The organism is Nocardioides sp. zg-1230, from assembly GCF_013155335.1.
In the GTDB taxonomy this organism is placed as follows: Bacteria; Actinomycetota; Actinomycetes; order Propionibacteriales; family Nocardioidaceae; genus Nocardioides.
This window is the reverse complement of the sequence record NZ_JABJQZ010000001.1, coordinates 15060-30924: the sequence shown is the minus strand read 5'-3', so window position 1 is coordinate 30924 and position 15865 is coordinate 15060. Positions and strand designations below refer to the sequence as shown.

Here is a 15865-nt window from a genome sequence, read left to right as displayed (position 1 = left end):
CCACCAGGTGGCGGGGCCACACGCGCGTTCTGGCTGGGTGTGGCCGGCGACGACCCGAGGCTCGAGGGGAGCCGGGTACGGCGCGCACTCAGCGGATCGGTAACTCAGACCGCCCGCGAACGGGCAGCTGGCAAGACGCGGCCGCAGGAGGGGTAGTCGACGCACCCAGGCCCCCTGCCGTCGTCGCTGGCCGAAGGTCCTGCACGCAACGAGGGCCCCGACCGCTGCCGGTCGGGGCCCTTCATTGCGCGGATGGGGCTACGTCAGAGGCGACGCTCGCACCGCACACGGCGCTCGCCCTGGCAGGCGTCGCGCCCGGCGCGGCCGTCTGTGGCGTCGCGGCCACGGTTGCCCAGCAGGCGGTCGTTCCCCGGGGAGCCCTTGATCGTGTCGTGGCCCCGGCCGCCGTTCACGACCGCGCGGTACTTGCCACACTTCGGGGTGCCCAGCTCGTCGCCGTCGCCGTACTCGACGTTGGCAATGATGAGGTCCTTGCCGGGTCCGGCGTTCACCCACGCCTTGCACGTCACGACCGTGATCCGCTCGCCGCGGTTGGTCCCGCGGATCCTCGCCGTCTTGGCGGACACCACGTAGTCCTCGAAGTTGCGGATGCGGGTCGCGGCCCCGCTGTTCTTGTCATCCACCCGGCGGTCCAGGTCGGCCTTGAGCCGCAGGGTCGGAACGTCGAGCATCAGGCGGTCCTCGCCCTTGTTGCCCTTCACCATCGATGACCTCCCGCCGAGGCCGTTGGTCCGGTAGATGTCGTCCCCACTGCCGAGCTGCACGTTGCGGTTGAATGTCGCCGGGGCGTCGACCGTGAGGTGCTCGACTGCGTCGGTGCCGCGGAAGTCGAGGAGCCCGCGCTCGGTCTCTGTGGCGAACGAGAACTCGTCAAAGTGACCGGTCCACGTCAGCGACGTGTCGGCCCCGGTGACTGACCCGTTGGCCTCCACACGCATGTTGTAGGCGGACCGAAGGAACAGGCCACCGCCCTTCCCGACGGTGACCGCGCCCGGGGCGGTCTGGACGCCGTTCCAGTGGAGGTAGCCGGTCTCGACGAGGTCGATGGTGTCGGCGTTCGGCGTGCCTGCCATGCCGGAGGTGACGCGCCCAGATGTGGCGAGGCGGATGACGTCGGCCTCGGTGTCGGTGCCGTCGAGGGTGCCCGCGAGGACCTGGTGCGAGCCTCCGTTCTCGTCGGTGAACGTGTCGGCCCCTGCGCCGAGGATGGCGACGACGCCGCCCTCGCCCGTGGCGCACACGCGGTCATCGCCGCCGACCGCGTCGACTCTCGTGGCGCCGTTGGTGACGATGACGTCCGCGCCTTCCGTCCCGGCGATCTGGCCCCCCGGTGTGCCGACGATGGTCGCCGGTTGTCCCTGACACGTCTCGGCCGCTGCGGTTGCCGTGCCCATGGGCACGAGCAGGGCCGAGCCCAGGAGCGCGGCGGCGGTGAGTGAGAGTCGCATGATTCCCCCTGCGGTTGCGGATGATGCCGAATCTGTGTGACGAGGCCGCGACCCAGAATGTTGCGACCTGTCCGTGCGCCGCCCGCGCGGTGCTCAGATCCTCGAGTGCCGCGACGCCCGCGTGGATGTCGCGTGCCCAGCCGATCGACACGAGCACGCCGTCCGGCGCGCCGGGAGCGACGTCGTTCCGGTCGACGGCCCAGCACCTCTCAGCGCAGGCGCTTGACCGTGCCGACGAGTGCGCCGCGTGCGCGGGAGGCGACCGGGGGAAGGCGGAGCACGTCCCGCTCCACCGAGTCGACCGTGTCGCCGCTGCGGATGCTGTAGCGGGGCTGGAGCCAGCGGTCGGAGTGGGCCCAGCGGCGGTCGCTGGTCTGCACGGTGCGGTAGCCGAGGGGGCGCAGCTCGTGCAGGACGGCGCGGTCGTAGCGACCCAGCGGCAGGGCGGCGTCGTGCACGCGGCTGCCGGTGACGTCCTGCAGCACCGTGCGGGCGGTCACGAGCTCCTCGCGTCGGCGGGCCGGGTCGAGCCCCCGCCAGGGCCGGTGCGACATGCCGTGGTTGCCGATCGTCATGCCGGACGCGTGCAGCAGGCGTACGTCGTCGCGGCTGAGGCTGCCCGGTAGGTCCAGCCGCCCGGCCACGACGAAGAAGCTCGCACGCAGGCCGCGCTCGAGGAGTGCCGGGAGCGCGATCTCCACGTCCGAGGAGTTCCCGTCGTCGAAGCTCAGGCGCACGTCGTGCCGTCCGACCACCCGGTCCAGCACACCGAGGAAGACGTCCTTGCTGATCCAGTAGACGTCCTCGCCGGGCTCGAGTCGGCGCTGCGGCGCGCCGATGCCATGGAAGCAGACATTCACCACGCGCATGCGTCGAACCGTAGGGTCGCTTCCTGCCACGCCTCCGGGCGTCCGGCGGAGGCTCACAAAATATGGGTATGTGCCTCGGTGCCGCCCGCTCGGCGCCGACCCGTCTTCCTACGGTGGGGGCATGTCAGGGGAGTCCGTGGGGGTGGACCTGGCACCGATCACCGACGACGACATCGGTGCGGTCGCCGCGTTCCTGCACCAGCACCTCAACGCCAGGTTGAGTGCCGACGAGTGGGCGCGGTGTGCCGTGCCGCCGTGGAGCGTGGACGCCCCCAACCACGGCTTCCTGCTGCGCCAGGGCGACGAGGTGGTCGGGGCCTACCTCGCCTTCTACTCCGAGCGCGTGGTCGACGGCGAGCCCCGCCGGCGCTGCAACCTGGCCGCCTGGTGCGTGCTGGAGGAGCACCGCGCGCACGGCGTACGCCTGGCGCGGGCGATGCTGCGCCAGCGCGACTACGACTTCGTCGACCTCTCGCCCAGCGGCAACGTAGTTAGCCTCAACGAGCGCCTGGGGTTCACCAGCCTCGACACCGCCACCGCGCTGGTGCCGAACCTTCCGCTGCCGTCGCGCCGCGGCGTGCGGGTGCTCACCGCGCCACATGACATCGAGGCGGCGCTGACGGGGGACGACCTGCGCGTCTACCGCGACCACCGCGCGGCCGCGGCCGCGCTGCACTTCGTGGTGCGCGTCGGCCCGGACAGCTGCTACGTGATCGCCCGCCGCGACCGGCGCAAGGGCCTGCCGCTCTTCGCCTCGCTGGTCCACGTCTCGGACCCGGCGGTCCTGGCGCGGGCGGGGCACGCGCCCTACCGTCACCTGCTGCTGCGCCACCGCGCGCTCGTCACGCTCGCCGAGCGGCGCGTGGCGGGCCGACCGCCGCGGCTGTCCCGGATGCAGTCCTCGCCTCGCCCGCGGATGTTCCGCAGCACCGCGCTCGAGCCGCGCTCGGTCGACTACCTCTACAGCGAGCTGACGTGCGTGCCGTGGTGAGCGGCACGCCGACGACGAAGGGATCCCTCATGGCGGCGAACGGCGGAGTCGCAGGACGACTCCGGCACACCCTGGTCGACGCACCCGGGTCGGCGGGTGCGCGCATGCGGGCCCGCCGCTGGGAGCTCGTCGAGCAGGCCTTCCCGGACCTGGCGACGATGTCGGTCCTCGACCTCGGCGGCACCGTCGAGTGGTGGCGCCGGGCGCCCGTGCGACCCAAGGACGTGACGGTGCTCAACCTCTTCGAGCCCGGCGAGTCCGACGACGCGGCGATGCTCCCGGTCACGGGCGACGCGTGCCGGGCGCGTGAGGTGCTGGCTGCGGCCGGCGCGTCGACGTCGTACGACGTCGTGTTCAGCAACTCGCTGCTCGAGCACGTCGGCGGGCACGCCCAGCGGGCGGCGCTCGCGCGCGAGGTCCGCGCCCTCGCGCCGCGCCACTGGGTGCAGACGCCCTACCGCTACTTCCCGCTCGAGCCGCACTGGCTCTTCCCGGGACTGCAGTTCATGCCGATGGCCGCCCGCGCGCGGCTCGCCGCGGCCTGGCCCCTCGCGCACAGCAGCCCCGAGTCGACCGAGGAGGCCATGTCGGAGGTGCAGTGGACCGAGCTGGTCGGGGTCGCCGAGCTGCGCTCGTACTTCCCCGACTCGCACATCCACCACGAGCGCTTCGCCGGCCTGACGAAGTCGCTCGTGGCGATCGCGGGCGGCGCGAGCAGCTAGCCCAGCTCGGGGTTCACCGCCTCGCCGGAGTCCCACACGTTGCCGGTCCACACGTTGCCGGCCGCGTTGCGGTCGAACGAAGTCACCGGTCCGTAGACGCCACACTTGCGGTTGGCGCCGCGCTCGAAGACGTTGTTGGTGACCTTGACGTTCGTCGCCTGGTAGGGCTTGGAGCGCGATGCACCGCCGTAGAGGCAGTACGAGATCGAGGAGTTGTTGGCCCTCAGGTAGTTGTTGTCGATGGTGACGTTGTCGATCGGGTCGAAGTCCCCGAACAGCGACAGGTCGCCGCTGCAACCACCGTCGGTGCTGTTGAGGATCGCCGTGCAGTGCAGCGTGTTGTGGCGGATCACCATGTTGCTGCCGCCGTTCGAGATGAAGGCGTTGTTGTGGTAGCTCCCGCCGTCGGGGTTGTGCTGGTCGTGCAACCAGGAGTCGGTGACCTCGCAGTTGTTGTTGCACTGGAAGCTGTGCTGCCCGCCGGTGACGTCGACGCGCCGGGCGGTGATGTTGTAGCCCCAGAGCCCCGCGGTGGAGACGGAGCCGGCACGCACGTCGGAGTCGGTGATGGTCACCGAGCTGTCGCCGTCGCCGTAGATCGACCACACGCCCGGAACGAGGGACTTGTCGATGACGACACCGGTGGTCTGGATCACCAGCGCGTCGCTGCACTTGGAGAGGACGTCCGCGCCCGAGATGGTGCGCGCCGAGGTGATGGTGCACGGGCCGGTGTACGGCGTGAGCGCGGTGCCGGCCGGTACGCCGGTGTTGTCGGGGCCGGGCCAGCCGCCGGGAGGCGGCGTGGTGGGCGTCGGCGTCGGGGTCGGGGTCGGGGTCGGGGCGGTCTCGGAGCCTGACGGGACGAAGCGCACGTCGACCCAGTAGTTGGTGTTGCGCGGAGCCTCGTTGCGCGGGAACCGCGCCGTGCTGCCGGACCGCGTCATGCCGTTGCGGTCACCCGGGGCACGCAGGTGGGCGTTGCTCCTGGACTTGCTGAAGCCGCCCGGCGTGGCCGCGTGGATCCCCTTGGCGCCGGTGTGCACCGAGACGACGTAGGCCTTGCCGGCGGCGAGCGCCACGCCGGAGTCGAAGCCGACCTTCTTCCAGCCCTTGCCCTTGACCGGACGCAGCGTCGTCCGGGCCAGGACCTTTCCGCGCTTCGACCACAAGGTGGCGGACGCGGGGGTGGATCCCTTGGACTTGCGCGGCTTGTAGTAGCGCACGCCGACCGCCGTCCCGGCGACCTTGGCCTTGAAGCGCATGCCGACCTCGCGCTCGGGCCCGCGGCGCACGTCCGCGTCGGGGGCGCGGCGGGGGAGCAGACCGACCTCGGCGGCACGCGCCCGGTCCGCGGTGTTGCCGTGGGCTGACGGGGTGGGGCGCTCGACGAGGGCGAGGGCGGTGAGGACGACTGCGAGGACGAAGACGGGGACGAGGCGCCGACGGCCTCGGGACATGACGGGGCCGGACACAGGGGACGACATGGAGAAACCTCGATGACACGGGGGCAGGGGACACAGACCGCGCAGGTGGGGGGTGGGGGTGTGCGCGGTCCCCCGGCATCCTCCACACGCGCCCGCCGGTCGACAAGGCCACGGAGCAACATCCCCAAAATGTGCCGTAACACCTCAGCGCACGACGGTCGCCGACCACGCCTGCTCGATGAGCAGGCTCGGTGTCGCGTTCGCGGCGGTGTCGACCGCCCAGGTGTCGGTCACGCCGGGCTCGTCGGCACGCGGCATCCCGTAGATCACCGTGTCGTCGTCGAGCCACTCGACCTGGTCGTCGAGCCCGCGCGGGCCGGCCTCGAGCAGCGTGCGCTCGCCCGTCGCGAGGTCCTGGACGGCGACCTGCCACACGACGCGGCGCCCCGGGTCGACGTCGACCTTGAAGGCGACCCGGGTTCCGTCGGGCGACAGGGCGGGACACTCGGCGTCGGGGGACACCGAGGTGAGCGTGCGCTCGGCGAGGTCGCCCTCGACCAGCCACGTTCGGTCGCCGGTGGCGACCGTGGCGTAGAAGGTCCGGTCGTCCGCGAAGGTCACGCCCCAGACGTTGCGGTCGACCGGGTTGACCTCCTCGCCCTCGATCACCAGCTGGAAGTCCTCGAGGTTGCCCCACCGCTCACCGCCGCCGAACTCGTGGACCTCGGTCGCGGTCGAGAAGCCCGTGGTCATGTAGGAGTGGCCGGCCACGAAGACGGTCGTCGCCACGAGGGTCCCGTCCGGGCTCAGCCGCGTGCGGCTCGGGATCCCTGGCAGGTCGTTGCTCGCCACTTCCTGCCAGTCGGCGTCGAGCTCGAACCCCTCGAACGACGCCGCCACGCTGGTGTCGTTCAGCAGGCACGACGCACCCTCGGCCCGGGCCGCGACCCGGTCGCAGGTGACGCCGGTGAACGCGCGTGCTCCGCCCGGGTCGTCCAGGGGCACCACGGCCACCACGCCGTACTTGCTGTCGAGGCCGGTGTGCCGGAACACGATCCGCGGGCCGTCGGTCAGCTCGGCGATGGGCGTCTGCTCGGCCTCGGGCTCGGCCGCCCGCTCGGCGCGCACCTCGCGACGCTCGACGACGACGTAGGAGGTCGCCGCGACGGCGATCGCCACGACCACCGTGACGAAGGCCAGCACCCGGGCGCGGGTGCTCACGACGTGACCGCGGCGCCGTCGAGGCGCCCGATCCGGGTCGTGGCCGCGAGGACGGCGAGCACCAGGAGGGTGGCGACGGTCGCCATCGCCACCGTGGGGCCGAGCAGCAGCCACAGCACGCCGAACCCGGCCGAGGCGAGCATCCGCGCGAGCGCGACCACGGTCTGCGCGGCGGCGATGCCGCTGGACCGGGCCTGCACCGGCACGAGGCGGCCCGCGATGGCAGCGATCACGCCGTCGGTCGCGGCGTAGAAGGTGCCCAGCAGGAGCAGCGTCCCGACAGTGGCGGCGGCGGTCGAGGTGGGGAGCACGGCGCACAGGTAGGCACCGACGAGGGCGAGGTGGCCCACGACGAGCGTGCGAGCCCGCCCGACCCGGTCGGCGAGCCGACCGACCGGCACGGCCAGCACCAGGTAGGCCACGTTGGTCCCGACGTAGAAGAGGGGGAACCAGGCCACGTTGACGCCGCCGTGGTCGAGCAGGGCGAGGTAGATGAACCCGTCGCCGATGGTCAGCAGGCCGAGCACGCCGGCGACCACGAGGAGCGGCCGCAGCCGGGCGTCGGTCAGGTCACGCCAGCGGAACGGGGGCGGCGTGGGTCCGCTCCGGGCCGCCGCGTCGCGCCGGGTCCGCACGTCCGGTCCGAGCAGGCCGAGCAGGGCCACCCCGGCGATCGCGAAGGCGAGCGAGACCACGAGCACCACGGAGTAGCCGCCGGGCACGAGCCACAGCAGGCCGAAGGCGATCAGCGGGCCGACGGCGGCACCGATCGTGTCCAGCATCCGGTGCACGCCGAAGGCGCGGCCGAGGTGCTCGGTCGGCGTCGCGGTGCTGATCATCGCGTCGCGCGGTGCCGTCCGGATCCCCTTGCCGATGCGGTCCGCCGTGACCACGGCGGCGATCCCGGCGGCGCCCGAGGCGAACAGCAGGAAGACGCGTGCGACGGCGGAGAGCCCGTAGCCGAGGAACGCCACCCACTTGGGCCGGTCCGAGGCGTCCGCCAGCCACCCGCCGCCGAGGCGGACGAGGGCGCTGACCCCCTGGTAGAGGCCGTCGATCAGGCCGTACGCCACCGGCGTGAGGCCGACGACCGCGGTGAGGTAGAGCGGGAGGATCGCCGACACCGACTCCGACGAGACGTCGGTGAGCATCGACACGATGCCGAGCGTGATGACGACGCGGCCGACGGGCGGTCGGGTCGAGGCCGGGCCGCGCGGGGCGGTGCGGCCGGCGGGCCGGTCGCGGACGGAGATGTACATCCCGCTCACCCGCGCTCGGCGCGCAGCGAGGCGTGGACGGCGTACGTCGTCCCGGAGCCTCGCGGGGTGACCGTGACGGTCACGACGCTGTCACCTCGCCGGAAGGCGGCCGCGGTGGAGCCGGCGACGCTCGGCGGGGTCGCCGTCTCCGCCATGCCACGGCGGGCCAGGCGGGTCCGGTAGGCGAGCAGGACCTGCCCCGGCGAGAGGGACGACGTCGCCACCAGCCCGACCTGCAGCCGGTCACCCGAGGGCGACACGCTGCTGCTCTGCACCCGGGCGGCCCGGGTGGGGCGCAGCGCGTCGGGGAACCGGCGCAGGAGCCGACCCTGTGCAGTCGCGGCGCGGGGGAGGGGGGTCGTGACGAGCGGACCGGGGTCGGACGGCGGGAGGAGCTCGGAGAGGCTGTCGACCGTCGGCTCGGGCGCCTCCGGCATCTCCAGGGCCGGGGCCGAGCCGTCGGCAGTGCCCTCGGCATCCGCGTCGCTGCCCGGCGCGGTGCCCGGCGTCGTGCTCGGGCTGGTGCTCGGGCTGGGTGTGGTGTCCACGGTCCCGTCGGCCTGGTCGCCCGACTGCTCACCGGACCGGGCCCTGCGGTCCTCGCCCCCGTCCTTCGCGCGCTTCCCAGGGGACGGCGCGGTCGCAGCATCCGGGGAAGCAGTGCCCGGGGTAGCAGTGCCCGGGGAAGCAGTGCCCGGAGACGCAGCGCCGGGGGACGCGGCGTCCGGTGACGCCCCACCGGCGCCGCAGCCGCCGAGGAGAAGGCTGGCCACGACGCCGACCACGGCGACCGTCACAGGTCTGGTGTTCATCAGGTGCTCGACCCCCACGGTCGTCGACGAGACTTCTGCCCGCGCGCTCAGTATGCGCCGCGGTGCCCGAGCACGGCACGCACCGTGCGGACGAGGATCGAGAGGTCGAGGCGCAGCGACCAGTTCTCGACGTACTTGAGGTCCAGGCGTACCGACTCCGCCCAGGTGAGGTCGGAGCGGCCCGACACCTGCCACAGCCCGGTCACGCCCGGCTTGACCACGAGCCGCCGGCGCGGGTCGACGTCGTAGCGGGCGACCTCGCAGGGCAGGGCCGGCCGGGGTCCGACGAGGGACATGTCGCCCCGGACCACGTTCCACAGCTGCGGGAGCTCGTCGAGGGAGTAGCGGCGCAGCTTGCTTCCCAGCGGCGTGATGCGCGGGTCCTGAGCGATCTTGAACAGGACGCCGTCCTTCTCGTTCTCCTCGGCCAGCCCCAGCCGTGCCGTCTCGGCGTCGACCCCCATCGAGCGGAGCTTGAGCATCGTGAACGGCACGCCGTCACGACCGATGCGCTCCTGGCGGAAGAACGCGGGGCCGGGGGTCTCCATCCGGATGGCCACGGCGAGGGCGGCCAGCACGGGCAGGGCCATGACCAGCGCGGCGAGGGCGAGAGCGCGCTCGACGAGGTCCTTCAGCAGCCGCCGCGGCCCGCGGAGGGCGGGCTTGCCGACGTGCAGCACGCCGAGGCCGGCGGTCGACATCACCCGGGTGCGTTGGGGCTCCACGTCCAGCAGACCCGTGCCGAGGAACAGCTCGGTGCCCAGACCGGCCAGCGACCAGTGCAGCCGCCGCACCTCGACGGGCGAGAGCCTGGCACCCGGCAGCACGACGAGCGCGTCGGCGCCGTGGTCGTGCGCCGCGGTCGAGGACGCCTCCAGACCGACGTAGACCGGGACGTCGCCCTCGACCGGGGTCTTGGAGGCGCGCGTGAGGCAGGCGGCCACGACCTCGTGGGTGCCGCTGGCCCGCAGCTGTGCGACGGCCTCCCGGACGTCGCGCGGCCGGCCGGCGAGCACCACCCGCGGGAGCGGACGGCGTACGCCGGCGACGAACGGCACGGCGCTCGTGACGGTCAGGGCAGCCACGAACGCGGCGAGCGCCAGCGGGTCGGCGTGCCACAGCAGCGGTGAGACCGCCAGGGTGAGCACCGCCGTGCGGGCGCCCGCGGCGAGCACCACCGCGGCGCGGGCACCCCGGGACTGGCCGAGGGCCTGGCGCCGGTAGCGACCGGACACCGCGAGCAGGGACGGCCAGGCGAGGGCGGTCGCGAGGGCGGCGGGGAGCTCCAGCCAGCCCTGCGACACCGCACCGACGGCGAGCGCCAGCGCGAGGGCCAGGTCGAGGGCGGGCGCCGGCCACGTCGGGGCCGTGCGCCTGGCCGTCCGGGCCGGGAGCAGGTCGGCCGGGGCCGGTTCGAGGAGCGGCTCGGGGGCCGGCTCGAGGAGCGGCTTGGGCGAGAGGGCGCCGGGTGCGACGAGCGGCAGGGTGGTGACCCCCCGTGGACGGGGGACCTGCCTGTCGAGCAGGAGGCCGTCCGCGGTCACCACCTCGGCGACGACGTCGGGCACGAACCCGGACGCCACCTCGGAGACCACCTCGGCGACCCTGTCGCTGACCTGCGTCATCTCATCAACCCCCCTCCGGGACACCGCCCAAGGCACCCCGTTGCTGACCTTGCAGCGAGCCTAGGAACGCCCGTCGTGGCGGGCATGCCGCAAATGAGCGAAAGCCGTGCACGCCCGGGAGATACCCATTCGAAGGGATGGGCAGGTCACGCCGGGCGGACCTACTCTCGAAGAGGTGCACCAGCCACTGGTTCGCTCTTCTCGGGCCAGCCCCGCACTGGCCGCCTCCTGGTGGCCGCTGGCGTGACGCGGAACCCCACGCTTCGTCACCCGGAACCGATGTGAACCAGTGGGCGGCGGTCGAGGTCCCCCTCCTCGACCGCCGCGTTCCATGTGCACGCACCGACGGGAGCGCACGGCGGAGCCGCACGCGGGACATCGAGCCGATGGGCTCAGGCGCCCACCTTCCAGCCGACCTGGTTGGCCATGCCGACCGCGGCCAGCTGCGAGGAGACCTCGAGCTTGCCCAGGATCGACTTCACCTGCGTCCGGACCGTGGCCTCCGACACCACGCTGTCCTGCGCGATCGCCCGCACCGTGCGGCCCTCGATGAGCGCGCCGAGGACCTGGCGCTCGCGCGGGGTCAGCAGGTCCAGCCGGCGGCGTACGTCGTCGTGGGCCTGGCGGTCGCGCGCCCACGCCTCGAGCAACGACTCCAGCTCCTCGCGGGTGACCACCGGCAACCCCTGGTGCAGCCGCCGCACGGTGGCGAGCGCCTGCTGCAGGGCGCCGGTCTTGGACAGCACCTTGCGCGCCCCCAGCCGCATGCAGGCCCCCCATCGCCCGATGTCCTCTGACGCGGTCAGCACGACCACGTTGGCGTTGGCCCGGGCGAGCGGGGCGACGAGGTTCATCCCGTCGCCGAAGCGGCCGAGGTCGAGGTCGAGCAGCACCGTGCGGGGGTTGGCCCGCAGGGCCAGCGACCTCAGCGTGGCCATCGACCCGCCCTCGTCGGGCGGCTCCAGACGTCGTACGTCGTAGCCCTCCAGGGACAGGGCGAGCTCGAGCGACTCCGCGAACAGCACGTGGTCGTCGATGATCAGGACCCGGTGCTCACCCCGTGACGCGCCAGGCACGGCCGTCCTCCATCGTCAGGTCGGAGCCGGCCGGGCCGGGGGTGGCCACGCGGGGCGCGACCAGCCGGATCGGCTCGGGGCCGTTCTCCGGCGAGCGGCGGGCCGCGGGCAGGGAGATCACGAACGACGACCCGGCGCCGTCGCGGTCGGCGAGCCGCAGCGACCCACCGGCCTCGGTCACCAGGCGCCGGGCGACGTTGAGCCCGATGCCCTCGCCCCGGGACTCGGCGCCGCGCTTGCCCCAGTCGAAGATCTGCGGTCGCTGCTCGCGGGGGATGCCGCGGCCGAAGTCGGTGACCGTGATGTCGACGGTCTCCTCGTCGCGCCGGCTCACCTCCACCAGGCTCTCGTCAGTTCCGCCGTGCTTGGCGGCGTTGTCGACGAGGATGTTGAGCACCTCGGCCAGGGCGTCGAACGGAGCCCGGACGACGTCCCCGGTGGAGTGGAGCTCGACGTGACGGCCCTTGAGCCGCTGCAGGTCGAGGATCTGGCCCAGCGCGTCGTCGAGGCGCAGGTCGGCGACCTGCGGGCCGGTGCCGGCGAGCATCCGCTCCATCCGGTCGAGCTCGCGGCGCAACGAGGACCACAGCCGTTCGCGTGCCTCGCTCGAGAGGTCCTCGCGGTCGAGGAGCGCCGACCCGCTGACCAGACCGGCGATCGTGCTGCGCAGCTCGTGGAGCCGCTCGCGCTGCTCGCGGGTGGCGTCGACGAGCACGTGCTCGAAGGAGTCGATGCGCTGGCGCTCCTCCTCGAGGGTGCGGCGCAGTGCTGCCCAGGCGATGCCCAGCCACGCTGCTCCGACGGCCGTGCGGGCGAGCCACAGGCCGGCGTCGATGCTGCCGCCGGCGAGTCCGGTCGGCGGGACGAGCTGGCCCAGGACCACCACGCCCACCGTGGCGAGGAGCAGGGCGGTGATCGCTCGCGGTGCCGCGCGGTGCTGAAGCACGAGCACCGCGGACAGCAGGTGGGTCGCGAGGAGCACCCCGATGAGCAGCTGCATGGCCGGCGACGGCGGGTGCACCCGCGGGAACTGCAGCAGCAGGTGGCCTGCCGCCACGAGCCCGAGCCCGAGCCCGATCACGAACGTCTCGTCGACGACGCGCCGAACGCGCTCCGGTGCGAGCAGCGGGAGCATCACGCCGATCATCCCGAGCATCGCCACGGTGAGCAGGAGCACCTGGGTGAGCGCTCCCCGAGGCGGCTCGGTGTGCAGCGCGACGAGCGTGACCACGAGCGCCTGGGCGGCCACGAGCGCGCCCGTGGCGACCGTCCACCCCGCCACGGCGCCGGCGTGCTTGCGCCACATGACCAGCGCGGTGCACCCGGCGGCCGCGACGAAGACCCCGCTCACGAGGCCCTCCCCGAGCGTGGGGACCGTCGACGCCGTCGGTGGCGACCACCACGCCCCTGCCCCCGATCCGGTCCCCGAACCGACCCAGACCAGGACCAGGAACGAGGCGAGCCCCGTGACCCCCGTCCGGCACCTGTGGCGCAGATCCCCCCTGCAGAACCCCAGCATCGTTGCTACCCCCCTGCGGTACAGCCCTCGTGTTGTCGAGACGCCTCGGCTGCCTCCCAGAGCTGCCGAACCCGTCGTGCCGGTCGCGTGTGCCGTGACCTGCATGCCCGTCGTACGTGCCTGTGCTTCTGTGCCAGTGCGCCTCTCGGCTGAGACTGCAACTCGCGGTGCGGGGGGTCCACTGATTCTGTGGTCGTACCGCAAATAGGGCAAAGGCGGTCTGGTCCGCCGTTCGCAGGACTCTTGGAGGCTTCGTCAAGGAGTCCATCAGCGCGGTGGCAGCGGGCTGCGATTTCCCCTCAAGGGGGTAGTGGGAGCGTCCCCCGGGCGGTTCGGGGTAGGCGAGGTCCGGTCGCGTCCCCAATTAGGTGCACGTTCGCCAAAGGGTCGACGTGTGGAGGCGTGCGGCGGACAGGCTTGGTCACGCCAGCAGGCGGAGGGAGGGCTCATGAGCGTGGCAGGTCCGGTGTGGGTGCTGTCCCCGCACCTCTTGGTCGCGCAGGCCGTCACGGCCGCGCTGCGCTCGGTCGGGGTCCCGGCCGAGACCCGGAGGTGGGAGTCGGTGGTCGACGAGGACGTCTCGGGGGTGGCCGCGCCGATGCGACCTGCGGTGGTCGTCGCCATTGTGGACGGGGTTGACAACTCGACCGTCGTCGGTCATGTCGAGGCGCTCGCCCAGCCCGGCGACGTACGCGTCGTCGTGGTCAGCTCCGCCGACGCCTCCACCCGGTGGGGAGGGCTCCTGGCCAACGACGCCGTCGACGTCGTGACCGTGACCACGTCGGTCTCGCAGCTCGCCGACGTCGTGCAGCGCCTGACGTCCGGTGCCTCGTCGATGGATCCGGAGGAGAGACTGGCGTTGCGCGCCTCCTGGGCGCTGGACCGGGACCGCCGCCGTCACGTGCGCGAGCAGCTGGACTCCCTGTCCCCGCAGCAACGACGGGTGCTCGAGCTCCTGGCGTCCGGGCACCGGGTCGCGGAGGTCGGGGTCGAGATGGGGGTGGCGGAGGGCACGGTCCGCAGCCACGTCAAGGCGCTGCGCGCCAAGCTGGGTGCCTCGACGCAGCTCAAGGCCGTGGCGATGTTCCACCAGGCCTACGACGTGACGGGGGGCGCCGACCTGGTGCCGAGACCCCGGGGGGCGGGTGAGGACCCGGGCGACGACCCGGGTGACCCCCGCACGCGCGACCGGCGCGGCGACAAGGTGGGCGCCGGCCGTCGATAGGCTGCGCGCATGATGGATCCCACCACGCTCGACGACCACTCCTTCGCCGTCTGGGCGGCCGAACGTGCCGGTTCGGTGCTCCTCGACGTACGCGCCGGGGCGGAGGCCGACGGCCTGGAGGGGAAGGCGCTCAAGGACGCCGGCGACGCCGCCGCGCAGGCCGAGCTCGACAGGATCCTCACCCAGCACCGCCCGGACGACGCCGTGCTCTCCGAGGAGGCCGCCGACGACAAGTCGCGACTGACCGCCCGGCGGGTGTGGATCATCGACCCTCTCGACGGCACGCGCGAGTTCTCCGAGCCGCCCCGCGACGACTGGGCGGTGCACGTGGCGCTGTGGGAGGACGGTGACCTCGTCGCCGGCGCGGTGGCCCAGCCGGCCCTGGGGGAGACCTTCAGCACCGGCCGTCCCAGCGCGGTGCCGCCGCGGACCTCGCAGCGTCCCCGCATCGCGGTCTCGCGCAGCCGGCCGCCGGCCTTCGTCGAGGCGCTCGCCGCCGAGCTCGACGCCGAGCTCGTGCCGATGGGGAGCGCGGGCGTGAAGGTGATGAGCGTGGTGCGCGACCTCGCCGACGCCTACGTCCACGCCGGCGGGCAGTACCAGTGGGACAATGCCGCACCGGTGGCGGTCGCCCGCGCCGCCGGCCTGCACTGCAGCCGTGTCGACGGCTCGCCGCTCGTCTACAACGAGGACGACACCTCGCTGCCCGACCTGATCGTGTGCCGTCCCGAGCTCGCCGAGCAGATCGTCGACTTCGTCAGGCGCCACGGGACCGCGTGAGGCCCCGGCTCGTCAGTGGACGAGCTTGAGCCCGATGATGCAGCCGACGAGGCCGGTCAGCAGCAGGGCCTTGACGACGGAGAACGCCTCGGTGCCGGTCACCATCGCGACGACCACCGTCAGCACGGCGCCGATGCCGACCCACACGGCGTACGACGTGCCCACCGGCAGCGTGCGCATCGCGTAGCCGAGCCCGGCCATGCTGAGCACGAGCGCGACGACGAAGGTCGCGGTCGGCACCGGGCGGGTGAGGCCGTCGGAGCGGCCGAGGGCGGTGGCCCACACGGCCTCCAGCACTCCGGACAGGACGAGCACGAACCACGACATGGCCATCTCCTCGACGGCCGTCTTGTCGCGTCCCCGGGTACGGCTCCCTCGTCCGGTCGCCCACGGTTCGGGGCTCCGGCGAGCATATATCGGCTTGCGTCGCGGGGGCCCACCGCGCCAGCGTGGCCGTCATGACCTCCTTCGTCTCCCACACGACCGTGGACTGTCACGACGCCTACACGCTCTCGGAGTGGTGGAAGGCCATGCTCGGCTACGTCGACGTGGAGGGCGACCCCAACGAGCCGGGGCACGAGGAGTGCATGATCCTGGACCCGGAGACCGGTCACAGCATCCTGTTCATCGAGGTGCCCGACGCCGAGCTGCCCGCCAAGCGCATCCACTTCGACCTGCGCCCGCGTGAGGGCACCCGCGACGACGAGGTCGAGCGGGTCCGCGGCCTCGGCGCCACGGAGGTGGCCGACCAGCGCGGGCAGTACGGGCCCGGCACGGGGTGGGTCGTCTTCGCCGACCCGGAGGGCAACCAGTTCTGCATCCTGCGTTCGCAGGCGGAGGTGGACGCCGGTCCACCTCCGCCTGCGAGCTGAC

The 15865-nt window shown here is 73.0% G+C and carries 15 protein-coding genes and 1 riboswitch; of the genes, 5 read left to right on the top strand and 10 right to left on the bottom strand.

What is annotated here, in order from left to right; all coding sequences use genetic code 11:
* Positions 1-263: 263 nt before the first annotated feature.
* A complete protein-coding gene (locus tag HOO61_RS00155; protein ID WP_172255786.1) occupies positions 264-1469 on the bottom strand; it encodes a hypothetical protein in 1206 nt (401 codons plus the stop codon).
* Positions 1470-1678: 209 nt separating this feature from the next.
* Positions 1679-2338 carry a polysaccharide deacetylase family protein gene (locus HOO61_RS00150; protein ID WP_172255782.1) on the bottom strand — a complete coding sequence of 220 codons (660 nt, stop codon included), beginning with the start codon at positions 2336-2338 and terminating at the stop codon, positions 1679-1681.
* A gap of 121 nt (positions 2339-2459) precedes the next feature.
* Between HOO61_RS00150 and HOO61_RS00145 the strand changes: the two genes are divergently transcribed.
* Both HOO61_RS00145 and HOO61_RS00140 read left to right on the top strand, forming a co-directional pair.
* Positions 2460-3329 (top strand): hypothetical protein, encoded by an 870-nt coding sequence (locus HOO61_RS00145; RefSeq protein ID WP_216658493.1) that lies wholly within the window; start codon positions 2460-2462, stop codon positions 3327-3329.
* 104 nt (positions 3330-3433) lie between these two features.
* Positions 3434-4051: a hypothetical protein gene (locus tag HOO61_RS00140; protein ID WP_216658492.1), complete on the top strand. Its 618-nt coding sequence runs from the start codon at positions 3434-3436 to the stop codon at positions 4049-4051.
* On the opposite strand, the gene HOO61_RS24390 is transcribed toward HOO61_RS00140, so the two are convergent.
* From HOO61_RS24390 to HOO61_RS24695, 7 genes are all read right to left on the bottom strand, one after another.
* A complete protein-coding gene (locus tag HOO61_RS24390) occupies positions 4048-5535 on the bottom strand; it encodes a DUF4082 domain-containing protein (protein ID WP_301538935.1) in 1488 nt (495 codons plus the stop codon). The two genes, HOO61_RS00140 and HOO61_RS24390, sit on opposite strands and share 4 nt — an antisense overlap.
* A 144-nt stretch (positions 5536-5679) precedes the next feature.
* Complete coding sequence (locus HOO61_RS00120; RefSeq protein WP_172255773.1) at positions 5680-6696, bottom strand: hypothetical protein; 1017 nt, start codon at positions 6694-6696, stop codon at positions 5680-5682.
* Positions 6693-7955 (bottom strand): MFS transporter, encoded by a 1263-nt coding sequence (locus HOO61_RS00115; RefSeq protein ID WP_172255770.1) that lies wholly within the window; start codon positions 7953-7955, stop codon positions 6693-6695. The genes HOO61_RS00120 and HOO61_RS00115 overlap by 4 nt, the downstream gene beginning before the upstream one ends.
* A gap of 5 nt (positions 7956-7960) precedes the next feature.
* Positions 7961-8503 (bottom strand): hypothetical protein, encoded by a 543-nt coding sequence (locus HOO61_RS00110; protein ID WP_172255767.1) that lies wholly within the window; start codon positions 8501-8503, stop codon positions 7961-7963.
* Positions 8504-8814: 311 nt separating this feature from the next.
* Entirely contained in the window at positions 8815-10392 is a 1578-nt protein-coding gene (locus tag HOO61_RS00105) for an exopolysaccharide biosynthesis polyprenyl glycosylphosphotransferase (RefSeq protein WP_172255763.1), read from the bottom strand.
* 392 nt (positions 10393-10784) lie between these two features.
* On the bottom strand, positions 10785-11468 hold the full coding sequence (locus HOO61_RS00100) for a response regulator transcription factor (RefSeq protein WP_172255760.1): 684 nt from the start codon (positions 11466-11468) through the stop codon (positions 10785-10787).
* Positions 11446-12819 (bottom strand): HAMP domain-containing sensor histidine kinase, encoded by a 1374-nt coding sequence (locus HOO61_RS24695; RefSeq protein ID WP_172255757.1) that lies wholly within the window; start codon positions 12817-12819, stop codon positions 11446-11448. The genes HOO61_RS00100 and HOO61_RS24695 overlap by 23 nt, the downstream gene beginning before the upstream one ends.
* A 616-nt stretch (positions 12820-13435) precedes the next feature.
* Between HOO61_RS24695 and HOO61_RS00090 the strand changes: the two genes are divergently transcribed.
* Positions 13436-14212: a LuxR C-terminal-related transcriptional regulator gene (locus HOO61_RS00090; RefSeq protein WP_172255754.1), complete on the top strand. Its 777-nt coding sequence runs from the start codon at positions 13436-13438 to the stop codon at positions 14210-14212.
* A gap of 9 nt (positions 14213-14221) precedes the next feature.
* A complete protein-coding gene (locus HOO61_RS00085) occupies positions 14222-14992 on the top strand; it encodes a 3'(2'),5'-bisphosphate nucleotidase CysQ (protein ID WP_216658491.1) in 771 nt (256 codons plus the stop codon).
* A gap of 12 nt (positions 14993-15004) precedes the next feature.
* Here HOO61_RS00085 and HOO61_RS00080 read toward each other — a convergent pair whose 3' ends face one another.
* Positions 15005-15319 carry a multidrug efflux SMR transporter gene (locus HOO61_RS00080; protein WP_172255752.1) on the bottom strand — a complete coding sequence of 105 codons (315 nt, stop codon included), beginning with the start codon at positions 15317-15319 and terminating at the stop codon, positions 15005-15007.
* A 12-nt stretch (positions 15320-15331) separates the two neighbouring features.
* Positions 15332-15398: riboswitch (guanidine-III (ykkC-III) riboswitch) on the bottom strand.
* Between the two features lie 52 nt (positions 15399-15450).
* Here HOO61_RS00080 and HOO61_RS00075 point away from each other — a divergent pair.
* Positions 15451-15864: a VOC family protein gene (locus HOO61_RS00075; protein ID WP_172255749.1), complete on the top strand. Its 414-nt coding sequence runs from the start codon at positions 15451-15453 to the stop codon at positions 15862-15864.
* Position 15865 lies beyond the last annotated feature (1 nt).

What these genes read in the sequence shown, in the direction of transcription:
- HOO61_RS00155 (WP_172255786.1), bottom strand. Translation starts at nt 1,469, where the DNA reads ATGCGACTCTCACTCACCGCCGCCGCGCTCCTGGGCTCGGCCCTGCTC.
- HOO61_RS00150 (WP_172255782.1), bottom strand. Translation starts at nt 2,338, where the DNA reads ATGCGCGTGGTGAATGTCTGCTTCCATGGCATCGGCGCGCCGCAGCGC.
- HOO61_RS00145 (WP_216658493.1), top strand. Translation starts at nt 2,460, where the DNA reads ATGTCAGGGGAGTCCGTGGGGGTGGACCTGGCACCGATCACCGACGAC.
- HOO61_RS00140 (WP_216658492.1), top strand. Translation starts at nt 3,434, where the DNA reads ATGCGGGCCCGCCGCTGGGAGCTCGTCGAGCAGGCCTTCCCGGACCTG.
- HOO61_RS24390 (WP_301538935.1), bottom strand. Translation starts at nt 5,535, where the DNA reads ATGTCGTCCCCTGTGTCCGGCCCCGTCATGTCCCGAGGCCGTCGGCGC.
- HOO61_RS00115 (WP_172255770.1), bottom strand. Translation starts at nt 7,955, where the DNA reads ATGTACATCTCCGTCCGCGACCGGCCCGCCGGCCGCACCGCCCCGCGC.
- HOO61_RS00105 (WP_172255763.1), bottom strand. Translation starts at nt 10,392, where the DNA reads ATGACGCAGGTCAGCGACAGGGTCGCCGAGGTGGTCTCCGAGGTGGCG.
- HOO61_RS00090 (WP_172255754.1), top strand. Translation starts at nt 13,436, where the DNA reads ATGAGCGTGGCAGGTCCGGTGTGGGTGCTGTCCCCGCACCTCTTGGTC.
- HOO61_RS00085 (WP_216658491.1), top strand. Translation starts at nt 14,222, where the DNA reads ATGATGGATCCCACCACGCTCGACGACCACTCCTTCGCCGTCTGGGCG.
- HOO61_RS00080 (WP_172255752.1), bottom strand. Translation starts at nt 15,319, where the DNA reads ATGTCGTGGTTCGTGCTCGTCCTGTCCGGAGTGCTGGAGGCCGTGTGG.
- HOO61_RS00075 (WP_172255749.1), top strand. Translation starts at nt 15,451, where the DNA reads ATGACCTCCTTCGTCTCCCACACGACCGTGGACTGTCACGACGCCTAC.